The organism is Aerosakkonema sp. BLCC-F183 (genome assembly GCF_041929145.1).
Classification (GTDB): Bacteria; Cyanobacteriota; Cyanobacteriia; order Cyanobacteriales; family Aerosakkonemataceae; genus Aerosakkonema.
This window is the reverse complement of record NZ_JBHFNU010000088.1, coordinates 53,234-73,173: the sequence shown is the minus strand read 5'-3', so window position 1 is coordinate 73,173 and position 19,940 is coordinate 53,234. Positions and strand designations below refer to the sequence as shown.

Genomic DNA, 19,940 nt, shown 5'->3' with positions numbered 1-19,940 from the left:
GTTCTAAATGACAGCTTGCAAATTAAACAAGTTAATTTGCAAGCTGTCATTTTATTTGAAGGCGATGCTCTTCGCCTATATCTTTAGATAGAATTATTAGCAACGGCTATCGTGTAGATTCAGATCCGAGCCAGATAAACAAACGCAGGCGATCGTCACCAGACTAAGTACCAAGCGAACACAGCCGCAATACTTCCTTGGACAGAAGCCTTATCTACCGCTAGAGAGTAATATTAAATCAGACTTATTATTAGCATTCAAAAAAAACTATTACAAAGTAGCCAAGTATTGCATAATCGAGTAAATCCGCTATGCCACACGTTTTATTAGTTGATGATGAAGAAGCCTTACGCGCTAGCCTCTCTTATTCTTTAATGAAAGAAGGCTATCAGGTGACGACAGCGCCAGATGGAATGACTGCGCTCAAACTGTTTCACAAGCAGGTGCCAGACGTGATAATTTTAGACTTGATGCTGCCAGGAATAGACGGCATGGAAATATGCTGGCGTTTGAGAGCTTATTCTGACGTACCGATAGTAATGCTGACCGCAAAAGATCAGGATATTGACAAAATTTGGGGTTTAGAAGCTGGTGCAGACGATTACGTTACCAAACCATTCAACACTCGCGAACTCATGGCACGGATAAAAGCTGTGCTGCGGCGTCGTGCTGGGGAAAAAAGCGCTTCGGCAGAAGATTAAAAAAAGCTACAAGTATTCAGAAATCCCGATTAAACTTCAAATGCGATCGGGGTAGTTTTTTTGCAAGATCTCAATCTTGGATATCAAGTACGGTAGCATCGTTATCCTATAGTTGAATGTGCAGAAACTCGTTGTTTGTTTCCCTTCTGCTCTAAAAGTACTTCTGTTCTGAAAGCAGCGTAAACGATAACAGTAACCGGATACGATATGATGACGTTTCCAATTCGCATTAAATGGAATTCGATTCACACAAAATTGTTGGCCACCTATCTGGCACTGACAGCGCTGGGAACTTCCCTGTTAGCGGGTTACATTCTGCTTTCTTTCTACGGTTATTTTATGAGAAGTAGGCAGGCAGATCTAGATGCTTGGACTACTGCGTTGAGCGAAAGTGTAGCTGATGCACTGGAAGAGAATAAATTAGAGCGGGTGGAATTGACAGTAAAACGCTACGGAGCGCCAGAAACAGTTACTCTGCGCGTCTTTTCGCCAGATGGTCACTTACTGTCAACTTCTGCTCCCGATATCGATCATCAGGTAAGCGATTGGTTTGCAGTTCCGGGAATGAGGGAAGCATTTGCAAATCAGACAGCGCAAGGTATTGCCAAAGGCGTGCTGTCAAAAGACGATCGCTTGTACGTGGCGCGTCCTATAGTCCGCAACGGTCGCGTGCTGGGTGTCTTGCGGATGTCGATCACGCTACGGCAGTTCCAGCGTCAGTTTCAAACAATTATTTGGACGATTTTAGGAACGCTAGTTCTAATTTTCATTCTCTGCGCTGCGATCAGCGAATACCTGACTCGGAGTATTGCAAGACCGATCCAGGCAATGAGCAATTTTGCCATTCGTATGGGTGGCGGTAATTTTGGCGATAAATTAAATATCCGTCAAAGCGATGAAGTTGGGCAATTAGCAGTAGAATTGAACCGAATGAGTGCGCGGTTAGCTTCTTTGGATAATGAGCGGCGAGCATTTCTTGCCAGTGTGTCGCACGAGCTGCGTACTCCTGTGAGCAATGTGTTTGTGACGCTGGAGGCGCTGGCAAATGGAGCTGCTGAGGAACCGGAACTGCGCGATCGCTTTATCAAAACTGCACAAGATGAGATTAAACGCTTGTCGCGACTAATTCACGACCTTCTCGATCTCGGACGACTGGAAGCTGGCGTAACGGCACTGGAACGGCAAACGTTGAAACTGAAATTCCTGATCGATCGCGCCGTACAAGCGATGGAAACCCGGATGCAATCCCATCAAGTCGGCATACATTTAGATGTGGCCGAGATGGTGGAATTACATGGCGATCCAGAACGTCTTATACAAGCTTTTTTGAATATACTCGACAACGCGATTAAATATTCAGGGCCAAATTCTCAAGTGTTTATTTCTGTCTATAAAGAAGGCAATCAGGCAGTTGTAAAAATTAGAGATCAAGGCCCTGGTATTAGCAATACCGATCTACCCTATATTTTTGAAAAGTTTTATACCGCAGATCCCTCGCGTAAAGGCAGCGGTACCGGTTTGGGATTGGCGATCGCACGCCGAATTGTGGAAGCTCATGGCGGCAGTATTGTCGCTCAGAGTTCCAGCCAAACTAAAGGAGCAATATTTACTATTTACCTTCCTCTGGAAATGCGCTCTGCTGCTTAAATGTTCGAGCCGCTAAAGAAATTTCGGATTTAGCTAACCAATTACTCAACGCTCCTAACCCGTATACTTTTACCCAGGATAATGCACGCAAGCAAAATATAGAAATTACGCTCAAGTTAGCTCCTCAATATTACTGTCCCGAAAGCTCTGCGGGAGAGAGTGGTGATAATACTGGTAGTGGTTTGCAAAACTCCGGTCGCCGTTCTACTAATGAACAACCCAATAACGATTCATTTAGGCAGCCTAATCTAGAACCAAGCCGTCTTGCTCCTACTCGCAATCTAAGTATCACTACACCATAGTTTTATTTAGAAATTAATTGACAACTTCTTGAATTTTTATTTGTCAAATATGACTGTTCAAGAAGTTTTTTTGTTGAGTAAAATTGGCATAGAGAAAAAGTGCGATCGCGCTTGTGTTTGGAGCAGCGATCGCGCTCCCAAACTTGCAGATAGCCGAAATGCGATCGCACCCCAACACCAACACTCTAAGCAACTTGAGAAAAAGTAACTAACGGTTTGGGTTGAGGTAAAGGTTTACCGTCTTGTTGATATTCTTCAACGAGTAATTCTAAAATTTCTTGCGCGTTGCTTAATGCTTCTTGATAGGTATCGCCATGAGTGTGAAATTGTTGAGAGGGAAACTCTGGTAAATGGACTAAATAACATCCGTCTTCATCACTCCATTGAATGACTATTGTATAAGGTAATTTCATTCTTCCGGATTCTTTTCTTGAATAGTTTGTAATTTAGCTAGTTTTTGATTCACTTTTTTTTCTAAATACTTGGTTATTTATTATTTTAGCATATTTATTGGCGATCGCACTCCAACAGTTCCACATAGCTAAAGATTGAGCTTGCCTTTGGATATGCGATCGCACTCCAAAACTCCCACACAGCCAAAGTGCGTTGGCGTAGCCTGCCGTAGGCATATCGCACTTGTCTAAAGACCCTTATGGGCCAAGAGAAAATTTTTATTCCTGGGCTATAATGATTACAGCCCCGCTAGTTGTGAGCTTCATAGTATTACTGGATAAAGGTTTGGCACGGGAGGGTTGCTACTGTCCCTAGAATATGCTCTAATACTAACTAGAACAAACAAGCAAAAAAGGTTAAATTAACTTCATGCTGATTGAGTTTCAAGTTGGTAACTTCCTGTCTTTTAAGGAGACAGTTACGTTCAGCATGGTAGCATCGGATATTGACAGTCAAGATGCCGAACTAGACAGTAATAGTGTATTCACAGTAAATGAAGAATTGAGCTTACTGAAAGCGGCTGCTATTTATGGAGCAAATGCAAGTGGTAAAAGTAATTTTGCTAAAGCATTTGGATTTATGAAATGGTTTGTTATTAATTCTTCCACAGGAATTCAAATTACCGATGATATCGATATTGAACCATTTAGACTTAGTACGGAAACAGAATATAGTCCTTCATTTTTTCAGGTTACATTTGGGCTAAATAATAAAATTTATAAATATGCTTTTGGAATAACCACAGAAAAAGTCCATATTGAAGTTTTATCTTGTCTAAATAATCAAAAAGAGTATGATTTATTTAGAAGATATGGAAATGATTTCAAAATAAATTTAAAATCATTTAAAGAGGGAAAAGGTTTAGAAGAAAAAACCAAACACAATTCTCTCTTCCTGTCTGTAGTAGCCCAATTTAATGGAAAAATTTCCGAGCAAATATTAAAATGGTTTAATAAATGCCAAGTTATTTCCGCTTCGGGAACGCACGATAATTTATACAGAAATATCAGCCTCAAATTTTTTGAATCTCCACTACGACGAGATATAGTCCAATTTATTAAAGATTTAGATTTATCCATTTACGATATTCGGATGACTAAGGAAAGCATATCTTCTGAAACTTTGCCTTCAGCCATACCGGAAGAACTAAGAAAGTTAATTTTGCGGTCATCAAATTTGCGATCATCAAATGAAGTATCCAGCGTTCAGACATTGCATGAAAAGTATAATGAAAAAGGTGAGGTAGTGGGAACCGAAAAATTTGAGTTAGAAGAAAATGAATCGGAAGGAACAAAAAAATTATTTTATTTATCAGGTATTCTTTTAAATGCTCTAAAAAACGGACATCTTATTGTTATAGATGAATTAGATGCAAAGTTACATCCTATTATTACCCGTCAAATCGTACAGATGTTTAATTCCAATAAATATAACTCAAAAGGAGCGCAACTAATTTTTATGACTCACGATACAAACTTGCTGAGTTCTCGCTTATTTGGCAGCAGATTATTAAGGCGAGATCAAATATGGTTTACAGAAAAAAATCAACAAGGAGCAACAGATTTATATTCTTTAGTTGAGTATGATATTCCAGAAGATGCTTCCTTTGAATCTGATTATATTCGCGGTAAATACGGAGCAATACCTTTTATCGGTAATTTTCGGCAACTTTTAGCTAATCAATAGAAATGAGTAAAAAAAATCTTAACCGTTTTGAGAGGAAAACCAATTACAAAATCCCAAGGAAAACATTTTTGATTGTTTGTGAAGGTATAGAAACTGAGCCGAATTATTTTGCAGCTTTCCAAAAAATAGGCAGAGATACCAAAACTGCCACTATTCAAATTATACCAGCGAGTGCAGTCGGTATAACGGTAGTAAAAAAAGCTAAAAAATTAAAAGATGATGGTTCTTATGGTGAAGATGAGGTTTGGTGTGTATTTGATAGAGATGCCAAGAAGGAAAATTATAATCAACAAAATTTTAATGAAGCAATTAGATTAGCTATAGAAAATAAAGTAAATTTAGCTATTTCTAATGATGCTTTTGAGCTATGGTATTTATTACATTATGAATATTATGTAAGTGAAACACATCGCAGCGATCTAAAAGAGATGCTTAGTAGTAAGGCGAGACTAGGGGAGAAATATGAGAAAAACTGTGAGGATATGTATGAAAGACTTAAAGATAAACAAGCTAATGCTATTAAATATGCTAGAAAACTTTTGTCTAGTTATGGTATAGATCCCGATAAGTTGGATAATTTAACTCTGGAAGATATAACAAGAATACATAATCAAAATCCATCAACAACAGTTTATAGATTGGTGGAAAAGCTTAATGAAGTAATTTTTGCGCCTCAACAGGAATAAAGGTTTTTGAATAAGTGTGGTGTTGAGTGTCGATAAGGTTTTTGGTGTACGGATCGCACTCCCTCTCCTCACACATATCCAAAGTGCGATCGCACTCCAAAACTCCCACATACCCAAAGTGCGATCGCTCTTTCCTCCACAAATCCCCAACCAATCTTCCTAAGCAATAGCAAAGTCTGTAAACCCTCGCACATCTGGCGGTTGAAAAGCCAAAACAATTTCACTGCTAGCAACACCCAAACGCATTAATTCAATTGCTATTCCTTCCTCTGTCCAATCTTCTTCTATATAAATCTTGTCGTTCTTGATTCTAATATGAACGTGAGTATATTTCAGTCGTTTACTTCCTTGCCAATCAACTGTTAACCATAAATAATGGTCGTGGTTTTCATCAAACACCAAGCAGGTTTCAGAATGCCGATCGGAAGATTGATTAGACAAATTATTATATTCGGTAAGAACTTGTTTGATTAAATTGCGATAATGGGTTAATTTATCCATTCTACAATCTCCTCTCTTTCATTACTAAAAACAATCAAAGCAATTTCATTGAGTTTGACAACTGCTTGAATAGATTTCCTCTGGAAAAAGGTATCAAATATACTGTCTCTTACTGCTAAATAAATTTCATATCCCTGATTGTTTAATTTTAGTAAATTACGATATAGTATGTATTGTCCCCGCGAGGCTAAGGCGATCGCACTCCCAAACTCGCACATACCCAAAATGCGATCGCACCCCAACACCAACACCTTAAGCAACTTGAGAAATAGTAATTAGCGGTTTAGGTTCAGGCAAAGGTTTACCGTCTTGTTGATATTCTTCAACGAGTAATTCTAAAACCTCTTGCGCGTTGCTTAATGCTTCTTGATAGGTATCGCCATGAGTGTGAAATTGTTGAGTGGTAAACTCTGGTAAATGGACTAAATAACATCCATCTTCATTACTCCATTGAATGACAATAGTATAAGGTAATTTCATTCTTCCGACTCCTTTTTTTGAATTGTTTGTAATTTAGCTAATTTTTGAGTAACTTCTTTTTCTAAATAGGGTTTAGCATCATCCCCATCTTTACCTGAAATGGTGATCGGATCGCTCATCTCTCGCTCTTACATCTCAACTTTTCATGCTGATTCTTCCATGATTTGGGCAAGGGTTGTAAAGATGCGATCGCAATTAGGAGACGCTTGACGTACCCTAGCAACATTCAACAGTTTTAAAATTTCGGGAGCGTGAATTGCCTTTTTATATTTCCCCTTAGATGTGTGGCGCGTAGCGGCTTTCAACCAGACATCTATAGTAGCTTTTGAAACCTGTTCTACGCTCTGATATTGTTCCATTCCTCGCTGAATCTTCTCTTCTCTAAATCCCTCCTCGTAGAACGCTCTTAAAGCATCTATGTCCGCGATAAACCAAGCTTCCATTGTTTGCACCATTAGGTGACAACAAGCCTCATCCAGATCCACAGAATCTAAAATCCAGGGTTGGTCTTCTTTTCTTTTCCTAAGATGTTCCCAAGGTGTATCAGTTTCACATACAGGAGATTCCGAATCTACCAGTAAAATATTAAAAGCATCCGGGTGAGATTTCAAAGCCATTTTAAAATCTTCATAAGCATCGCGACGCGACCCACACAGGATCGAGGTAATCTTGATTCCTTTACTGTCTGCAATATCAAAGAGTTCTTGAAAGAATTTGCGAAACCCGGGGCGCAGACCAGCTGTAGTTTCTTTTCCACTTCTGATTCTACTGCGAAAACCTAGCCGCGCACTAGGCAAAGGCGCAGTTTCATCGCTATCTCCAATTCCCTCGATGTAAATGCGAATCTCACTTACCATCGGTTACCACCAATTTCGCCCATCCGCCAGAGATCTCCTAGAGTGTACTTTTCAAGCCAGTTTTTAAGTCGATTAGGCTCAAGACGGCGCAGATGACTGCCTGTATTATTCCGTTCGCCAACTAAAACTGATTCAGGATATTCGCTCAAACCAGAAACCAAAGCATCAGAATGAGTGGTAACAATTAATTGTGTTCTTTGAGATGCTTCGATTAACATTTCAGCAATTGTGGGTAGAATATCTGGATGTAAACCTATCTCTGGTTCCTCAATACAAATGAGTGGTGGTGGAGTTGGATCTAGCAGTAAAGCCATTAAGAATAAATAACGCAGTGTTCCATCTGAAAGACGAGTTGCAGGAATTGGTTGAGTTAGACCTTCCTCACGAATAAATATTTGTACTGTACCCCCGTAAATCTTGGTTGTAAGTTCTTCTGCTGCATCGTAAAATTTCTTTAGCTTCTCTATAATTTGTCTTGTTCCCAGTTGGTGTTGTAAGTTATTTAAAACAAGTCCAAGGTTACTTCCATCTTCTAGGAGAGGATGTTCGGGTAAGTCAGATTTTTGAGGCATTCTGGGATCTGAATCTCGTCCTATATGCCAGTCTCTATATAAAGCAATACTGGAAAATTGATTGCCAACATAAGTGAGTTCTGGATATTGATCGGGGTCTTTTCTTTGAGATAAAACAGATTGATCTGGGATTAGATCTTCTCGGCGAAGACGGCGTTCGCTTCTATCAGTGATTGTACCAGTTTGCCCTTCCAGCCTAGTTTTCACATTTAAAGCTGGGCGTCCATACTGATAGCGGTAGTAAAAATAGACATCATTTTCGCCTGAATATGATGTTTCATTTTCTATAGCTTCGTCTACCAATTCCAGTCTTTGACCAGCTACGGTGAAACTAATACGATAGCGGAGCGGCATATTGGCAGGATTATCTAAGGTAACCTCAATTTCAGCAGTCGGAATACCTCTTTCACCTTTCCAAAGAAAATCGCTGATACCTCCCCCTTTGCGAATAGGAACAGTTAAATTTGTAGGTGTTGCTTTTAAGAGTCCAACTGCTTCGATTAAATTCGACTTACCAGATGCGTTTGGCCCAATCAGCACATTCAGGGGCTGTAGTTCAATTGTTTCACCCTCGCTTCCATAGGATAGGAAGTTTTTTAATCGTAGGGTGCGGATAAATCTTTTATCTTCCATGTCATCCTTTGATTACAATCTGTTAATATTATAATGGCTATTCTCAGTGCTAAATCATTGAGTAACAGCGTTTGTATTCCAAGAATGCCTGCTTAGTTTCTAAAGGCAGCCGGATTATGTCTTTTCATAATTTCAATAAATCTTGGAAATTCGTCTTTATCTTTTACTTCTATTGTAATTAATATTCTAAAAATAGATTCATCTGCTTTTTTAGCAACTAATATTTCTTTTTCACGTTTTATAACTCCCGCCATTAAATTAAAAGTTTCATCTGGCTGATTGCCTATCTTGAGATTACTTATCAAAACATCATCACCAACTTGTAGGCAAGGGTCAAAGTTGTATTTTGCAATTTCCCAAGTTTGAGGTTTCTCACTACCTGTGTCTACAGTTGCAGGTATAAGGGGAACAACGAGATCGATAACATATTCATACATAATCGCATTCATTTGTTTTTCCGATGTCATAATTTCTAGTTTAGCAGAAAGTTGATTTGATTTTTTTGATTATATATTCAGCTAAGCAGTTACCTTTGGCGGATGTTGCTGCAACACCTGCCGCAAATATTGCCCAGTATAAGACCGATCGCACTCCGCCACCTCTTCCGGCGTTCCCACAGCAATTACCTCGCCTCCCTTATCGCCACCTTCCGGCCCTAAGTCAATTACCCAATCGGCGCAGCGAATTACATCTAAGTTGTGTTCGATGACCAAAATCGAATTACCTTTATCCACTAATCTCTGCAAGACATCCAGCAATTTGTGAACGTCGTAAAACGATAAACCCGTTGTGGGTTCATCTATTAAATAAAGTGTTTTTCCGGTGGCGCGACGAGATAGTTCGGTTGCTAATTTGACTCGTTGCGCTTCACCGCCGGAAAGGGTGGGTGCGGGTTGTCCTAAATGGATGTAACCTAAACCGACATCGACTAATGTTTGTAAGCGGGTGACTGCTTTGGGAATATTTTGGAAGATGTCTAAAGCTTCTTCAATTGTCATGTTCAAAACATCGGCGATCGACTTCCCCTTGTACTTCACTTGCAGGGTTTCTCGATTGTAGCGATCGCCTTTACAAACTTCGCATTGCACGTACACATCCGGCAGAAAATTCATCTCGATGACATTCACCCCTTGTCCGCCACAAGCTTCGCATCTTCCCCCTTTCACATTGAACGAAAATTGTCCCGGTTTGTAACCTCTTGCTTTCGCTTCGATGGTTTGGGAAAAGATATCGCGGATGACATCAAAGACTCCTGTGTAAGTAGCTGGATTGGAACGGGGAGTGCGACCGATCGGCGATTGGTCGATCACAATTGCTTTATCGATTTCGTCTAATCCTTTGACAGTATCCAACTCTTTGGGGAAAGGTACTTTGCGAGTCAGGTGATGTTGCAAAGCTGGATAAAGCAATTCGTTAATTAAGGTAGATTTTCCCGAACCGGAAACTCCGGTAACGCAGACAAGTTTACCGAGGGGAACCCCCACATCTATATATTTAAGGTTATTGCGATGGCAATTTTTGAGGATGAGCGATCGCCCATTTCCTTTTCTCCTTTCTGCTGGCGTTTCAATTACCCTTCTTCCCGACAAATAAGCACCCGTCAGCGAATCTTCCGCCGCCAACAAAGTCTCTATATTCCCTTGCGCTACAATCCCCCCACCGTGAATCCCCGCTTTAGGGCCAATATCAACTAAATGGTCGGCGGCGCGAATCGTTTCCTCGTCGTGTTCTACTACTATTAATGTATTTCCCAAATCGCGAAGTTTGGTGAGAGTTTTCAGCAAACGACCGTTATCTCTTTGATGCAAACCGATACTTGGTTCGTCCAAAACGTAGAGGACGCCTGTTAATCCGGAACCGATCTGCGTGGCGAGACGAATGCGTTGCGCTTCTCCTCCGGAAAGTGTCATCGCCGGACGATCTAAACTGAGATAATCCAATCCGACATCGAGGAGAAATTGCAATCTCGCTTTGATTTCTCTCAGTACCAAGTCGCCGATTTGCGCTTGGCGATCGCTCAACTTCAAATCGTTAATCCTTTCCTTACATTCCGCGATCGAAACCCCCGTCAAATCCAAAATCCGATACTGACCTAACCTCACAGATAGCGCTTCCGGTTTCAACCTCTTCCCCTGACAAACTTCGCAAGGTCGATCGACAAGATACTGCTCTAACTTCTGCTTTTGCAATTCCGATGCACTTTCGTCGAAATACCTTTGCAGCATTGGAATTACGCCGCTAAACTTTCTGTAATCGTTGCGATCGTGCATCCAAATTGGTTGTTCGGAACCGTACAAAATCACCTGTTGCTGTTCCGCTGTTAACTGCTTCCAAAGCGTGTGCAGTTCAAACCCGTGTGCTTTCCCCACACTGTAAAGCAATTCAGTATAGTAAGAAGTTTCCTTTTCCACCCAAGGTGCGATCGCTCCTACAACCTGCGCTTTTGGGTCTGGCACTACCAAATCTGGGGAAAATGTTCGCAAAGTTCCCAATCCGTGACAGTTCGGACAAGCACCGTAAGGCGAATTAAAAGAAAACAAACGCGGCGATAATTCTTCCATCACCGCGCCATGTTCCGGACAAGCAAAGTTTTCCGAAAATATCAATTCTGGCGGTAATTCTGCATAGCTATTGACACCGTTTTCCCCATCCTTTATTATATACGTACTATCTTTTCGCGACGCGCTTACCTTATCCGATGTATTATTTAATACCTCTATAACGGCAATTCCCTGTGAATGCCGCAAGCAAGTGGAGAGAGAATCGACCAAACGCTCCTGAATATCGGGTTTTTTAATCAGCCTGTCAACGACGATATCTATATTATGTGTATGATTTTTATCCAACTCGATATTTTCATCGAGTTGTCGCACCTCCCCATTTACCCTCACGCGGACAAATCCTTCCGAAACGAGAGAAGAAAGTAGCTTGCGGTGAGTGCCTTTTTTCCCGCGCACGACAGGTGCTAGAATTTGGAAGCGCGTACCGTCGGGAAGTTCCAGGATGCGATCGCACATTTGGTCGATGGTTTGGGGAGCGATCGAGCGATCGCAAATCGGACAATGAGGTTCGCCAGCGCGTCCGAACAGCAATCTGAGATAATCGTAAATCTCCGTCACCGTCCCGACTGTGGAACGCGGATTGTGGGAAGTCGATTTTTGGTCGATGGAGATTGCTGGGCTAAGACCTTCGATCGCATCCACATCCGGCTTATCCAATTGTCCCAGAAATTGTCTCGCGTAGGCGCTGAGGGATTCCACGTAGCGACGCTGCCCTTCCGCGAAGATGGTATCGAAAGCGAGAGAAGACTTGCCGGAACCAGAAACGCCAGTGAAAACGATCAGGCGATCGCGCGGCAATTCCAAATCGATATTCTTCAGGTTATGCTGCCTCGCACCCCGAATGCGAATCGAATTTTGGTTATTCAGATTTACCCCTGTGGGATGATGACCGTTTTTGGTGTCGGCAGCGTGGGACATGAGGGACAGAGCGTTATGTTGCTTAACGATTTTAGCGCTGTGGGGATTTTTGGGTGGAGTGCGAGCGAACCTCTATCAATTCAGCAAAACATTATATTCATCGTGAGTTTAAAGCATAATAAAATCAATATCAGTATGGATGCCGTAAGAGTATGAGCCAAGGATTTGTAAGCCGAGAACAAGAGTTGGAGCGGTTGAGTACGTTTTTGAAAAGGGCATTGAATGGTGAAACCCAGGTTTGTTTTATCAATGGTGAGGCGGGAACAGGTAAATCAAGGCTAATTGAAGAATTTGTATTGCAATCAGAAAGACTAGACGAAAAGTTGCTCTTTACTAGGAGCAACTGCAATGCCCAAACTGGGATTAGCGATCCCTATATACCCTTCCGAATTATTCTAGGGATGCTGACTGGAGATAATACCAATGCGATTACCAGCCAGAATGCCCAACGTCTTAGCACGGTGCTTCGAGTTTCAGGTCGTATTCTGCTAGAAGTTGCTCCTGAACTAATCGGTACATTGATTCCGGGTATGGGTGTTGTAGCTGCCCTAGCCCGTGCGGGGGCTAAGGAACGGGGATTGCTGAGAGGTTTGGAGGAACGGGCAATTGCTGCCGAAACAAACCAGAGCGACATTGAGCAATCCCAAATCTTTCTGCAATACACTGGTCTTTTACGACGGCTGTCCGAAGAATATCCGTTAGTGATTATCCTGGATGATCTTCAATGGGTAGATCCTGCATCTAATGCGCTCCTCTTTCATCTTGTTAGGGAGCTAAGAACCTGTCCAATTTTATTTGTTGGGCTATATCGTCCTAGTGATGTGGCAGCAGGACGCAACCATGAGCGTCATCCTCTGGAGCCAACTCTAAACGAAATCAAACGTATCTATGGTGATGTATGGATTGATTTGGATCAAACTACTCATCTGAATGGCCGAGCCTTTGTAGATGCTTTGATTAATAGCCAACCAAATAAGCTAAGCCGTGTATTTCGGGATGTCCTGTTTGAGCGCACTGGTGGTCATGCTCTGTTCACCAAAGAGTTGTTGCGTTCTATGCAAGAACGAGGTGATCTAATTCAAGATACAGATGGATATTGGCTAGAATCTCCACAATTAAATTGGGATAGACTACCAGCAAGAGTTGAAGGCATTATTGAGGAACGAATTGGGCGTTTGTCAAATGAGTTGCGTGAGATACTGAATATTGCCTGTGTTGAAGGACAAGACTTCACTGTTCAAGTGATTGCAAAAATTCAAAAAATTAGAGAACGAGAACTGGTAAGCAAACTGTCGCGTGAACTGGAACGGTGTCATCATTTGGTACAAGAGACTGGCGAAGTTCAATTGGGCAAAACCGTGCTATCGCGCTATATGTTTAACCATGCCCTTTTTCAAGTCTATTTATATAGCATCTTGTCTAAAGCAGAGCGCCGAATGCTTCATACAGAAGTCGCAGAAACCCTAGAAGCTCTATGTAATGAAAAGACTGAAATGATTGCGGTTCAACTGGCATATCATTATACCGAAGCAAGCCAAACACAAAAAGCTTCAACCTATCTTCAGCTAGCAGGTGAACAGGCATTTAAGTTAGGTGAGTTTAATCAAGCTCGGACATTTTTCAATCAGGCTTTAGCAGCTATAGGTGAGGATGCAGGGTGGAATGCTCTTAATCGTTCCCAGTTATTATGGTGGATTGGGGAAACCTATTACCACACAGGATTTTATAGAGATGCCGAGACTCATTATCGTACAAGCATTGAAATAGCTCGGCAGTTAAAAGACAACAATAGTATTACTCAAGGATTGGTTAGTTTAGCACAAAGTTTACGAAGACAACATGATTCTGAAAGCGCTATGATTGTTGCTCAAGAAGCCCTAAGCATTGCTAGACAAACTGTTAACCGGAGTCTGGAATGTTCTGCTATGCGTGTTTTGGGCATCATCTACGGTCAGAACAATCGAAATGATGAACGCCTTTCTCTTTATCAAGAAGCATTACAAATTACTGATCAAATTGGTGATGTCGTTCAGAAAATGGCGTGTTTAAATAATTTGGGTGCTGTTTATGGCGAAGTTTTTGGTAATTATCCTAAAGCAATTGAGTATTATAAAAAGGCTCTGGAATTAGGACAACAGCATCACCGCCTTAGCGGACAGGCAATATATTTAGATAACCTTGCTGTTAGTTATCGCAATCTGGGTAACCATGAAAAAGCCAAAAGTTATATGGAGCAACATTTAGAACTTACAAGCAAAATTTCAAACACTCAATATACATCAGTAGCTTATGAAAATTGGGGAGTTCTCTTACTTCATACAAATCCAGACAACATTGACCTAGCTGTTGAACAATGGCAGCGAAGTATTGAAATAGCCGATCAATATAACCGTATTGAGACACAAGTAGATAGCCGAAACAGGTTATTAATTTCTTGTTTAATTAAAAACCAACTTGATGAAGCATTGCAAGTTGTTGAAGAAACAAAGCCATTACTTAAAAAGTTCACTGCAAACTTGAATGTTTACAGTGAAACACTCTTGGAGGCAATTACTTATCTGCGAATGGAAAAGTTGGAAGAGGCAAGCTACTTCTTTCAGCGTGCAAAGGATACTGCTCTTGAGAAACTTTATAGCCAGCGATGGGCTTATCGGTATCATCGTGCTTTTGCCCAGGCAGGGATAGCGCTCTTGGCTCCCCCCAGCTTGCGTCATGACTATTTAGCCAACGCAACACAATATTTTCAATATGCCATTGATACCTGTGGCTGGCTAGGTATTCTGAATGATGCTCTGATTATTCTCCGAGAGATACAGAAGGCAGATCCAGATGGTGTGTTACAGCTAATTGAACAAGAACTAACTGGGAAGAGACAAATAGCATGGAAAAACAGACTCTCCAACGATTAAATACTCTGTGTGAGCAGTTACAAATTTTGTACGCATCCATTGATGTGGATCACTACACTGCACCTCTGAATCGCGATACTGAGAAGCAACAGCTTTTCACATCTCATGCAGCAGGAGAAATCTATAATCCGCAATTTAGCTATCATTCACCGCCTTCTGGCTGGGAGGAACCTTTTTCTCAGTTTATTTCTGAGTTACAACCTCATCAGAACATTTGGGAGAATTGGATTTATAAAGATGTTGACTTTACACTGGAGCTAATGCGAGCAGCAGCAACCCGCGATCCAGTTTTGGCTACTGAGGCAACAGTCAAAGTCTATGGTGAACCCTCAGCTGACTTAGTTCAGATTGCTTATGAAATGTTGGCTAAATTGCCTCTGGACTTAGAGCCGCGCACGATCCCATCTGAAGATATGGCGGCTAGGATGCGTAAAGCGCTTACCGAAGCAGGTTTGACTGATTGGTGTGTAATAATTAGTAATGCCATGAGTGCCAGAATTAGCGTTCGTTCTATAGATAAGCAGGTAAAAGTCAATGCAGAGTATCTTTTTAGCCCTAGTGAATTGAAGCGGTTGCTCGTACATGAAATAGGCACTCATGTTTTTAGGGCTGTGAATGGCGATTTGCAACCTCTCAGGCTTTTACGCTTCGGTCTTTGTAACTATCTGCTTACAGAAGAAGGGTTAGCAAATTACCATGAAGCTTCCTATGGTGTGCAGTCGCCTGCTGATCAGCGTCGCTATGCGTTGCGGGTGATAGCGGCTGACATGAGCCTTAATCATAGCTTCTACGAAGTTTTCCATGAACTTGTTCAGTATACAACTTTAGATGAAGCTTTTGATATAGTCGCCCGTGCAAAACGTGGTTTCATTGATACAAATGTTCCTGGATGCCACGTCAAAGATAAGGTTTACTTGGAGGGATTTCGTCAAGTCTCAGCCTATCTTGAACGCTATCCCGATGATTATTCTCTGTTGATGTGTGGGAAAGTAGCACTTAGTATGTTGCCAGAGCTTAGAAACCTGCGTGAAAATAGTTTGTTAGTCCAGCCTCGTTATTTGCCTGAACATTTAGTGCAAACATTTGTATAGCTGATCCTAGCAATGCTTGCACAGGTAGCGATCGCTCTACATCAAACTTAAATCGAGAGCGATCGCTGATTTTTGAGTGCTAAACTTAGAGCGATCGCCTTGTGGATTGCAGGTTGTCAAATAGCTTTGCAGTAAAAAATACACAACTAATTCCTTTGTCATATCTAATCTATATCATTCCTATGAACTTTCCTCCTCAACTCAAACAAAATATCGAAAAATGGGCAACCATTCAGGGAATTTCACCAGAACAGTTTATTTGGGAAGCTGTAGCCGAAAAAATTGATGCCTTAAATCAAAAATCGGCTGAAAAATCTCTCGATAAAAGCTCGGAATCAACAAATATACCGCCATCTAACCAATCAAAAATATATCGAAAATCAGGAATTTTGGTATTAGATGCAGAATTACCAGAAAATTTCGATCTTAATACTTTCATAGATGACTTAAGAGAAGAACGTATTCAAAATCAAATGGGTTTATGAAAGTATTGTTTGATACCTCGGTTTTGGTTCCTGCATTAATTGTCAGCCATCCCAAGCATTCTGTTTGCTTCTCACGGCTCAAAGCAGCAGAATCTAAACAAATTCAAGGGTTTATCTCAACTCACAGTTTAGCAGAAACCTATTCTGTAATCACGCGGTTGCCAATTCAGCCACGCATTACTACCCAACAAGCTCAGAGTATTATTGTAGATGTTTTGCAGTACCTTGAAGTGATTCCACTGCTCTCCAATGACTATCAAATTGCCATTGCTCAAATGGCAACCTTAAACATTCCCGGTGGGGGTATTTTTGATGCTTTAATTGCTCAAGCTGCCCTCAAAGCAGAGTTTGATGTTATTCTAACTCTTAATCCGAATCATTTTACTCGTTTGGGAAGTGCGATCGCCGCTCTTATGCAAGTTCCTGAGTAAATACCGATTTTAGCCCTATCGGGATTTTTGAGTGGAGTGCGTTGGCGTAGCCTGCCGTAGGCATATCGCCACTCCATCAATTCAGCAAAGCATCATAAAGATCCCTCACGTTATTTGCTGCTATATCTGCTTCTGCTTTCGCAATCAGAGCATTTAATTTACCTGTTGCCAAATCCTCTTCCATTTGTCTATCCCACTTTTCATTTAAATAGTTCTGAATCCACCCAGCCAATTTGCGAACATCATTTTCTGGAAGCTGTTTAATCGCTGCTTCAATTTCTGGCAAAGCGTTCATAGAGGAAAAATTGTTTTGGTATTGCAAAATTTGAGTCAATCAACCGTAAATTTCGCTACGGTGTCCAATTTTGTGAATAGTGATAATTCTTGATTCCGTGCTGAAGGATTAGACTACCCGGTAATCACCAACTCTTAGCTTAAACAAACCCGCCAAATTACCTGTCAAAGATTCAGGGGTAATCAAGTCGAAGTTTGCAGCTAACCAATAGATTTTACGGGTGATGCGGTTTTTCACAACTTGGGTGACGCTTTCCAAGCTAACAAGGGCTTCTGCCTTTAACTCAACAGAGTAGTCCATTAGCGATTTAATCCTAGTTTTTTGACAGCTTCATCAAGTGGGATACCGCGTTCCCCAGCTTTTGTGCTATTCAATGATTCTATCAACTGCTGCTTAACTTCTGCTTTAATTTCCTTTTCTTCATCAGGATCTAAATACTCGTCCAGACATTGTTCGACAATATGCCTAATTAGGTCGGAGAGTTGTTCAACTGTCATATCTTTGACTTGCATTTCCATCTCCTTGGCAGTTTGACTGTTAATATTTTAGCTTGTTTGGCCACAAATTATTAATATCGATAATTTTTTGCCAAATATTTTGGTTTTGGCGTGGGGTTAATGGCGAAAAACCCGGTTGCTGACCTTATGCAAAATTTGGATATTTTTTTACCGCAGATGAAAGCAGATAAACGCAGATGAACGCAGATGTAGATGGAGATTTTTGGCTATGCAGATGATGGCTGTTTTTAATTGTTTTTTGAATACTCTTTCAGTCCACTAAAGTGGACTTTCGCTATTAGCCAGGGGTTAAAACCCCTGGCGGGTGAATACGCGGGTGCAATATCTCCATAATTAGTTTGAAATAAACTAAACCTATCGCATTTGTTGGGTTTCGTACCTCAACCCAACCTACAAGGCTGCCCTCAAAGCAGAGGTTGATGTTATCCTGACGCTTAATCCGAATCATTTTACTCGTTTGGGAAGTGCGATCGCCGCTCTTGTGCAAGTTCCTGAGTAAATTTCGATTTGAGCGTTGTGCATATGTGGGTGCGATCGCATAGCGATCGTGCCGCTGTTACCATATACTTAGTAAATCAGATTTAGTTGCATTGAGGCAACCTAATGTTGAACGTCACTGTTGATGAAATACAACGCGATCCTTTGAAATATCTCCGTCAAGTAGAGGCAGGTGAAACTATTGTAATTGTTAGCTCTGATAAACCGATCGCCGAACTTAGACCTATTGCCAGTAGTAAACAATTACGACCTTATGGTTTATGTGCAGGCGAGTTTACCGTTCCAGATGATTTTGATGCTCCTTTGCCAGAAGATATTCTCAACGCATTCGAGGCCAAATGAAGATTCTGTTAGATACACATATCTTTTTATGGTTCATCAGTGGCGATCATAAATTATCAACGGATATTCGGAATGCAATTCGCGATCGAGATAACGAAGTCTATCTGAGTGTAATTTCAATTTGGGAAGCAATTGTCAAATACCAGTTGGGTAAGTTACCTCTGCCTGAGCATCCCGAAACTTACTTACCGAAACAGCGAGATCTTCATCAAATTGTCAGTCTTGCGCTTGATGAAAGTACGGTAATTCAACTGGCAAAATTACCGCCATTACATCGCGATCCATTTGACAGGATGCTCATCTGTCAAGCTTTACAAAATGGCTTGACAATGGCGACGGTAGATCCAGCAGTTCGTGCATACTCAGTCAGCGTTATCTAGGAACGCTTACTGTCAGAAGACGATCGGTAAATTTTTGTTGCGCTAGCCCCAAGTAAGGTTTTAGCCCAAGGTATAATTACAATATTTTTAACTGCTATTGATGCCGATTTACTGAACGCTGCTAAGGAAAATAACTAAAATGAATCAACCCCAATCTGCTGAAAATAATAATGAAGTAAAAATTATCATTTTGTGTGAAAACTGCTCTCAAAAACTACGTATTCCCAAGCGGAAGAAAAAATTACGAGTTACCTGTCCGACTTGCAGACATGAATTTAACTACAAGCGTTATGTTTTTGGTTTTTCCTCCAACAACAAAAAGCCACTCCTCGTTGGCTGGGTCGGTAGCTTAATAGGCTTTATTGTAGTTGAAATTATCCAACTTAGCCGGATTTTAGCTACAACAAATACTTTTTTGAATGCAATGATAACGTTCGGAGCATTTGGGATGTGTTTGGGAGCAGTGATGGGAGCCGCAGAAGGGTTTTTTAGAAAAGATCGGACAAAATTATATTACGGTCTTAAAGTTGGCTCGACTTTAGGTTTAGTTAGTGGTGTTATCTCAGGGTTTATTGCACAATATGTATTCGTTTCCATCCTTTCATTTTCTACAGTTGACAGCGCTCCTCCCCTTGCACTTTTAATTTTTGCTCGTACCGCTGGGTGGTGTATCTTAGGAATTCTACTAGGGGGTTCTTATGGTATTAAAGAAAATACTTTAGGGGATCTAAAGTTTGGATTCATCGGTGGAGGTATTGGTGGAGCTATCGGTGGTTTGTTTTTCGATCCTTTGGGTTCGCTATTTGAATTTGGTGGAGGTACTGTGGGGCGATTACTAGGATTGTCCCTCGTGGGTATGAATATTGGTGTCACCATCAACCGCTTCAGGGAAGTTGCGATCGCACAAAACCGACCGGAGATGTATCGACAAATAACTAGGAAATTACCTACTAATTCAAGATTGTTATTGCCCGGTTCAAGTGATAAAGGTTAA

27 protein-coding genes are annotated in these 19,940 nt (G+C 41.1%); 13 read left to right on the top strand and 14 right to left on the bottom strand.

The annotated features are described in order from the left end of the window. Positions 1-311 precede the first annotated feature (311 nt). From ACE1CD_RS26970 to ACE1CD_RS26960, 3 genes are all read left to right on the top strand, one after another. On the top strand, positions 312-701 hold the full coding sequence (locus ACE1CD_RS26970; RefSeq protein ID WP_374794901.1) for a response regulator transcription factor: 390 nt from the start codon (positions 312-314) through the stop codon (positions 699-701). A 207-nt stretch (positions 702-908) separates the two neighbouring features. Then, the gene (locus ACE1CD_RS26965) at positions 909-2,348 is read left to right on the top strand and encodes an ATP-binding protein (protein WP_374794900.1); all 1,440 of its coding nucleotides are present in this window, start codon (positions 909-911) and stop codon (positions 2,346-2,348) included. A gap of 351 nt (positions 2,349-2,699) precedes the next feature. Then, positions 2,700-2,858, top strand: coding sequence for a hypothetical protein (locus tag ACE1CD_RS26960; RefSeq protein ID WP_374794899.1), 159 nt, complete (start codon positions 2,700-2,702; stop codon positions 2,856-2,858). Here the strand turns inward: ACE1CD_RS26960 and ACE1CD_RS26955 are convergent. Both ACE1CD_RS26955 and ACE1CD_RS26950 read right to left on the bottom strand, forming a co-directional pair. Beyond that, positions 2,836-3,063: a type II toxin-antitoxin system HicB family antitoxin gene (locus tag ACE1CD_RS26955; protein WP_374794898.1), complete on the bottom strand. Its 228-nt coding sequence runs from the start codon at positions 3,061-3,063 to the stop codon at positions 2,836-2,838. The genes ACE1CD_RS26960 and ACE1CD_RS26955 overlap by 23 nt on opposite strands. A gap of 33 nt (positions 3,064-3,096) precedes the next feature. Next, positions 3,097-3,279 (bottom strand): hypothetical protein, encoded by a 183-nt coding sequence (locus tag ACE1CD_RS26950; protein ID WP_374794897.1) that lies wholly within the window; start codon positions 3,277-3,279, stop codon positions 3,097-3,099. 193 nt (positions 3,280-3,472) lie between these two features. On the opposite strand from ACE1CD_RS26950, the gene ACE1CD_RS26945 reads away from it, so the two are divergent. The 3 genes from ACE1CD_RS26945 to ACE1CD_RS26935 are packed head-to-tail and all read left to right on the top strand — an operon-like array spanning position 3,473 to position 5,638. Continuing rightward, on the top strand, positions 3,473-4,789 hold the full coding sequence (locus tag ACE1CD_RS26945; RefSeq protein WP_374826820.1) for an ATP/GTP-binding protein: 1,317 nt from the start codon (positions 3,473-3,475) through the stop codon (positions 4,787-4,789). 2 nt (positions 4,790-4,791) lie between these two features. After that, positions 4,792-5,475: an RloB family protein gene (locus tag ACE1CD_RS26940; protein ID WP_374794895.1), complete on the top strand. Its 684-nt coding sequence runs from the start codon at positions 4,792-4,794 to the stop codon at positions 5,473-5,475. Positions 5,476-5,491: 16 nt separating this feature from the next. After that, positions 5,492-5,638: a hypothetical protein gene (locus ACE1CD_RS26935; protein ID WP_374794894.1), complete on the top strand. Its 147-nt coding sequence runs from the start codon at positions 5,492-5,494 to the stop codon at positions 5,636-5,638. Here the strand turns inward: ACE1CD_RS26935 and ACE1CD_RS26930 are convergent. The 8 genes from ACE1CD_RS26930 to uvrA form a co-directional block, all read right to left on the bottom strand. Then, the gene (locus ACE1CD_RS26930) at positions 5,635-5,976 is read right to left on the bottom strand and encodes a XisI protein (RefSeq protein WP_374794893.1); all 342 of its coding nucleotides are present in this window, start codon (positions 5,974-5,976) and stop codon (positions 5,635-5,637) included. The two genes, ACE1CD_RS26935 and ACE1CD_RS26930, sit on opposite strands and share 4 nt — an antisense overlap. Beyond that, positions 5,964-6,227, bottom strand: coding sequence for an element excision factor XisH family protein (locus tag ACE1CD_RS26925; protein ID WP_374826836.1), 264 nt, complete (start codon positions 6,225-6,227; stop codon positions 5,964-5,966). The genes ACE1CD_RS26930 and ACE1CD_RS26925 overlap by 13 nt, the downstream gene beginning before the upstream one ends. A gap of 1 nt (position 6,228) precedes the next feature. Beyond that, complete coding sequence (locus ACE1CD_RS26920) at positions 6,229-6,456, bottom strand: type II toxin-antitoxin system HicB family antitoxin (RefSeq protein ID WP_374826819.1); 228 nt, start codon at positions 6,454-6,456, stop codon at positions 6,229-6,231. Beyond that, positions 6,453-6,575 (bottom strand): hypothetical protein, encoded by a 123-nt coding sequence (locus ACE1CD_RS26915; protein ID WP_374794891.1) that lies wholly within the window; start codon positions 6,573-6,575, stop codon positions 6,453-6,455. Before ACE1CD_RS26915 ends, ACE1CD_RS26920 begins: the two co-directional genes overlap by 4 nt. Positions 6,576-6,599: 24 nt before the next feature. Then, the gene (locus ACE1CD_RS26910; RefSeq protein ID WP_374794890.1) at positions 6,600-7,313 is read right to left on the bottom strand and encodes a DUF4276 family protein; all 714 of its coding nucleotides are present in this window, start codon (positions 7,311-7,313) and stop codon (positions 6,600-6,602) included. Further along, positions 7,307-8,518 (bottom strand): AAA family ATPase, encoded by a 1,212-nt coding sequence (locus ACE1CD_RS26905; RefSeq protein WP_374794889.1) that lies wholly within the window; start codon positions 8,516-8,518, stop codon positions 7,307-7,309. The genes ACE1CD_RS26910 and ACE1CD_RS26905 overlap by 7 nt, the downstream gene beginning before the upstream one ends. A 92-nt stretch (positions 8,519-8,610) precedes the next feature. Further along, positions 8,611-8,985: a hypothetical protein gene (locus tag ACE1CD_RS26900; protein WP_374794888.1), complete on the bottom strand. Its 375-nt coding sequence runs from the start codon at positions 8,983-8,985 to the stop codon at positions 8,611-8,613. 51 nt (positions 8,986-9,036) lie between these two features. Then, the gene (gene uvrA, locus ACE1CD_RS26895) at positions 9,037-11,997 is read right to left on the bottom strand and encodes an excinuclease ABC subunit UvrA (RefSeq protein ID WP_374826818.1); all 2,961 of its coding nucleotides are present in this window, start codon (positions 11,995-11,997) and stop codon (positions 9,037-9,039) included. 152 nt (positions 11,998-12,149) lie between these two features. On the opposite strand from uvrA, the gene ACE1CD_RS26890 reads away from it, so the two are divergent. Further along, positions 12,150-14,906: a tetratricopeptide repeat protein gene (locus ACE1CD_RS26890; protein ID WP_374826817.1), complete on the top strand. Its 2,757-nt coding sequence runs from the start codon at positions 12,150-12,152 to the stop codon at positions 14,904-14,906. Positions 14,907-14,932: 26 nt separating this feature from the next. Beyond that, a complete protein-coding gene (locus ACE1CD_RS26885; RefSeq protein WP_374826816.1) occupies positions 14,933-15,997 on the top strand; it encodes a tyrosine/phenylalanine carboxypeptidase domain-containing protein in 1,065 nt (354 codons plus the stop codon). Between the two features lie 36 nt (positions 15,998-16,033). Here ACE1CD_RS26885 and ACE1CD_RS26880 read toward each other — a convergent pair whose 3' ends face one another. Continuing rightward, positions 16,034-16,159 (bottom strand): hypothetical protein, encoded by a 126-nt coding sequence (locus ACE1CD_RS26880; protein WP_374826815.1) that lies wholly within the window; start codon positions 16,157-16,159, stop codon positions 16,034-16,036. Between the two features lie 20 nt (positions 16,160-16,179). Between ACE1CD_RS26880 and ACE1CD_RS26875 the strand changes: the two genes are divergently transcribed. Beyond that, positions 16,180-16,482, top strand: coding sequence for a hypothetical protein (locus ACE1CD_RS26875; protein ID WP_374826814.1), 303 nt, complete (start codon positions 16,180-16,182; stop codon positions 16,480-16,482). After that, a complete protein-coding gene (locus ACE1CD_RS26870) occupies positions 16,479-16,913 on the top strand; it encodes a type II toxin-antitoxin system VapC family toxin (RefSeq protein ID WP_374826813.1) in 435 nt (144 codons plus the stop codon). The genes ACE1CD_RS26875 and ACE1CD_RS26870 overlap by 4 nt, the downstream gene beginning before the upstream one ends. 76 nt (positions 16,914-16,989) lie before the next feature. Here ACE1CD_RS26870 and ACE1CD_RS26865 read toward each other — a convergent pair whose 3' ends face one another. The 3 genes from ACE1CD_RS26865 to ACE1CD_RS26855 form a co-directional block, all read right to left on the bottom strand. Further along, positions 16,990-17,208, bottom strand: coding sequence for a hypothetical protein (locus ACE1CD_RS26865; RefSeq protein WP_374826812.1), 219 nt, complete (start codon positions 17,206-17,208; stop codon positions 16,990-16,992). A 108-nt stretch (positions 17,209-17,316) separates the two neighbouring features. Further along, positions 17,317-17,508 carry a type II toxin-antitoxin system RelE/ParE family toxin gene (locus tag ACE1CD_RS26860; protein WP_374826811.1) on the bottom strand — a complete coding sequence of 64 codons (192 nt, stop codon included), beginning with the start codon at positions 17,506-17,508 and terminating at the stop codon, positions 17,317-17,319. Continuing rightward, entirely contained in the window at positions 17,508-17,720 is a 213-nt protein-coding gene (locus ACE1CD_RS26855) for a hypothetical protein (protein ID WP_374826810.1), read from the bottom strand. Before ACE1CD_RS26855 ends, ACE1CD_RS26860 begins: the two co-directional genes overlap by 1 nt. A gap of 609 nt (positions 17,721-18,329) precedes the next feature. On the opposite strand from ACE1CD_RS26855, the gene ACE1CD_RS26850 reads away from it, so the two are divergent. The 3 genes from ACE1CD_RS26850 to ACE1CD_RS26840 all read left to right on the top strand — a co-directional run bounded on the left by ACE1CD_RS26850 (position 18,330) and on the right by ACE1CD_RS26840 (position 19,940). After that, positions 18,330-18,566, top strand: coding sequence for a type II toxin-antitoxin system Phd/YefM family antitoxin (locus ACE1CD_RS26850; RefSeq protein WP_374826809.1), 237 nt, complete (start codon positions 18,330-18,332; stop codon positions 18,564-18,566). Beyond that, entirely contained in the window at positions 18,563-18,946 is a 384-nt protein-coding gene (locus ACE1CD_RS26845; RefSeq protein ID WP_374826808.1) for a type II toxin-antitoxin system VapC family toxin, read from the top strand. The genes ACE1CD_RS26850 and ACE1CD_RS26845 overlap by 4 nt, the downstream gene beginning before the upstream one ends. Positions 18,947-19,085: 139 nt before the next feature. Then, positions 19,086-19,940 (top strand): hypothetical protein, encoded by an 855-nt coding sequence (locus ACE1CD_RS26840; RefSeq protein WP_374826807.1) that lies wholly within the window; start codon positions 19,086-19,088, stop codon positions 19,938-19,940.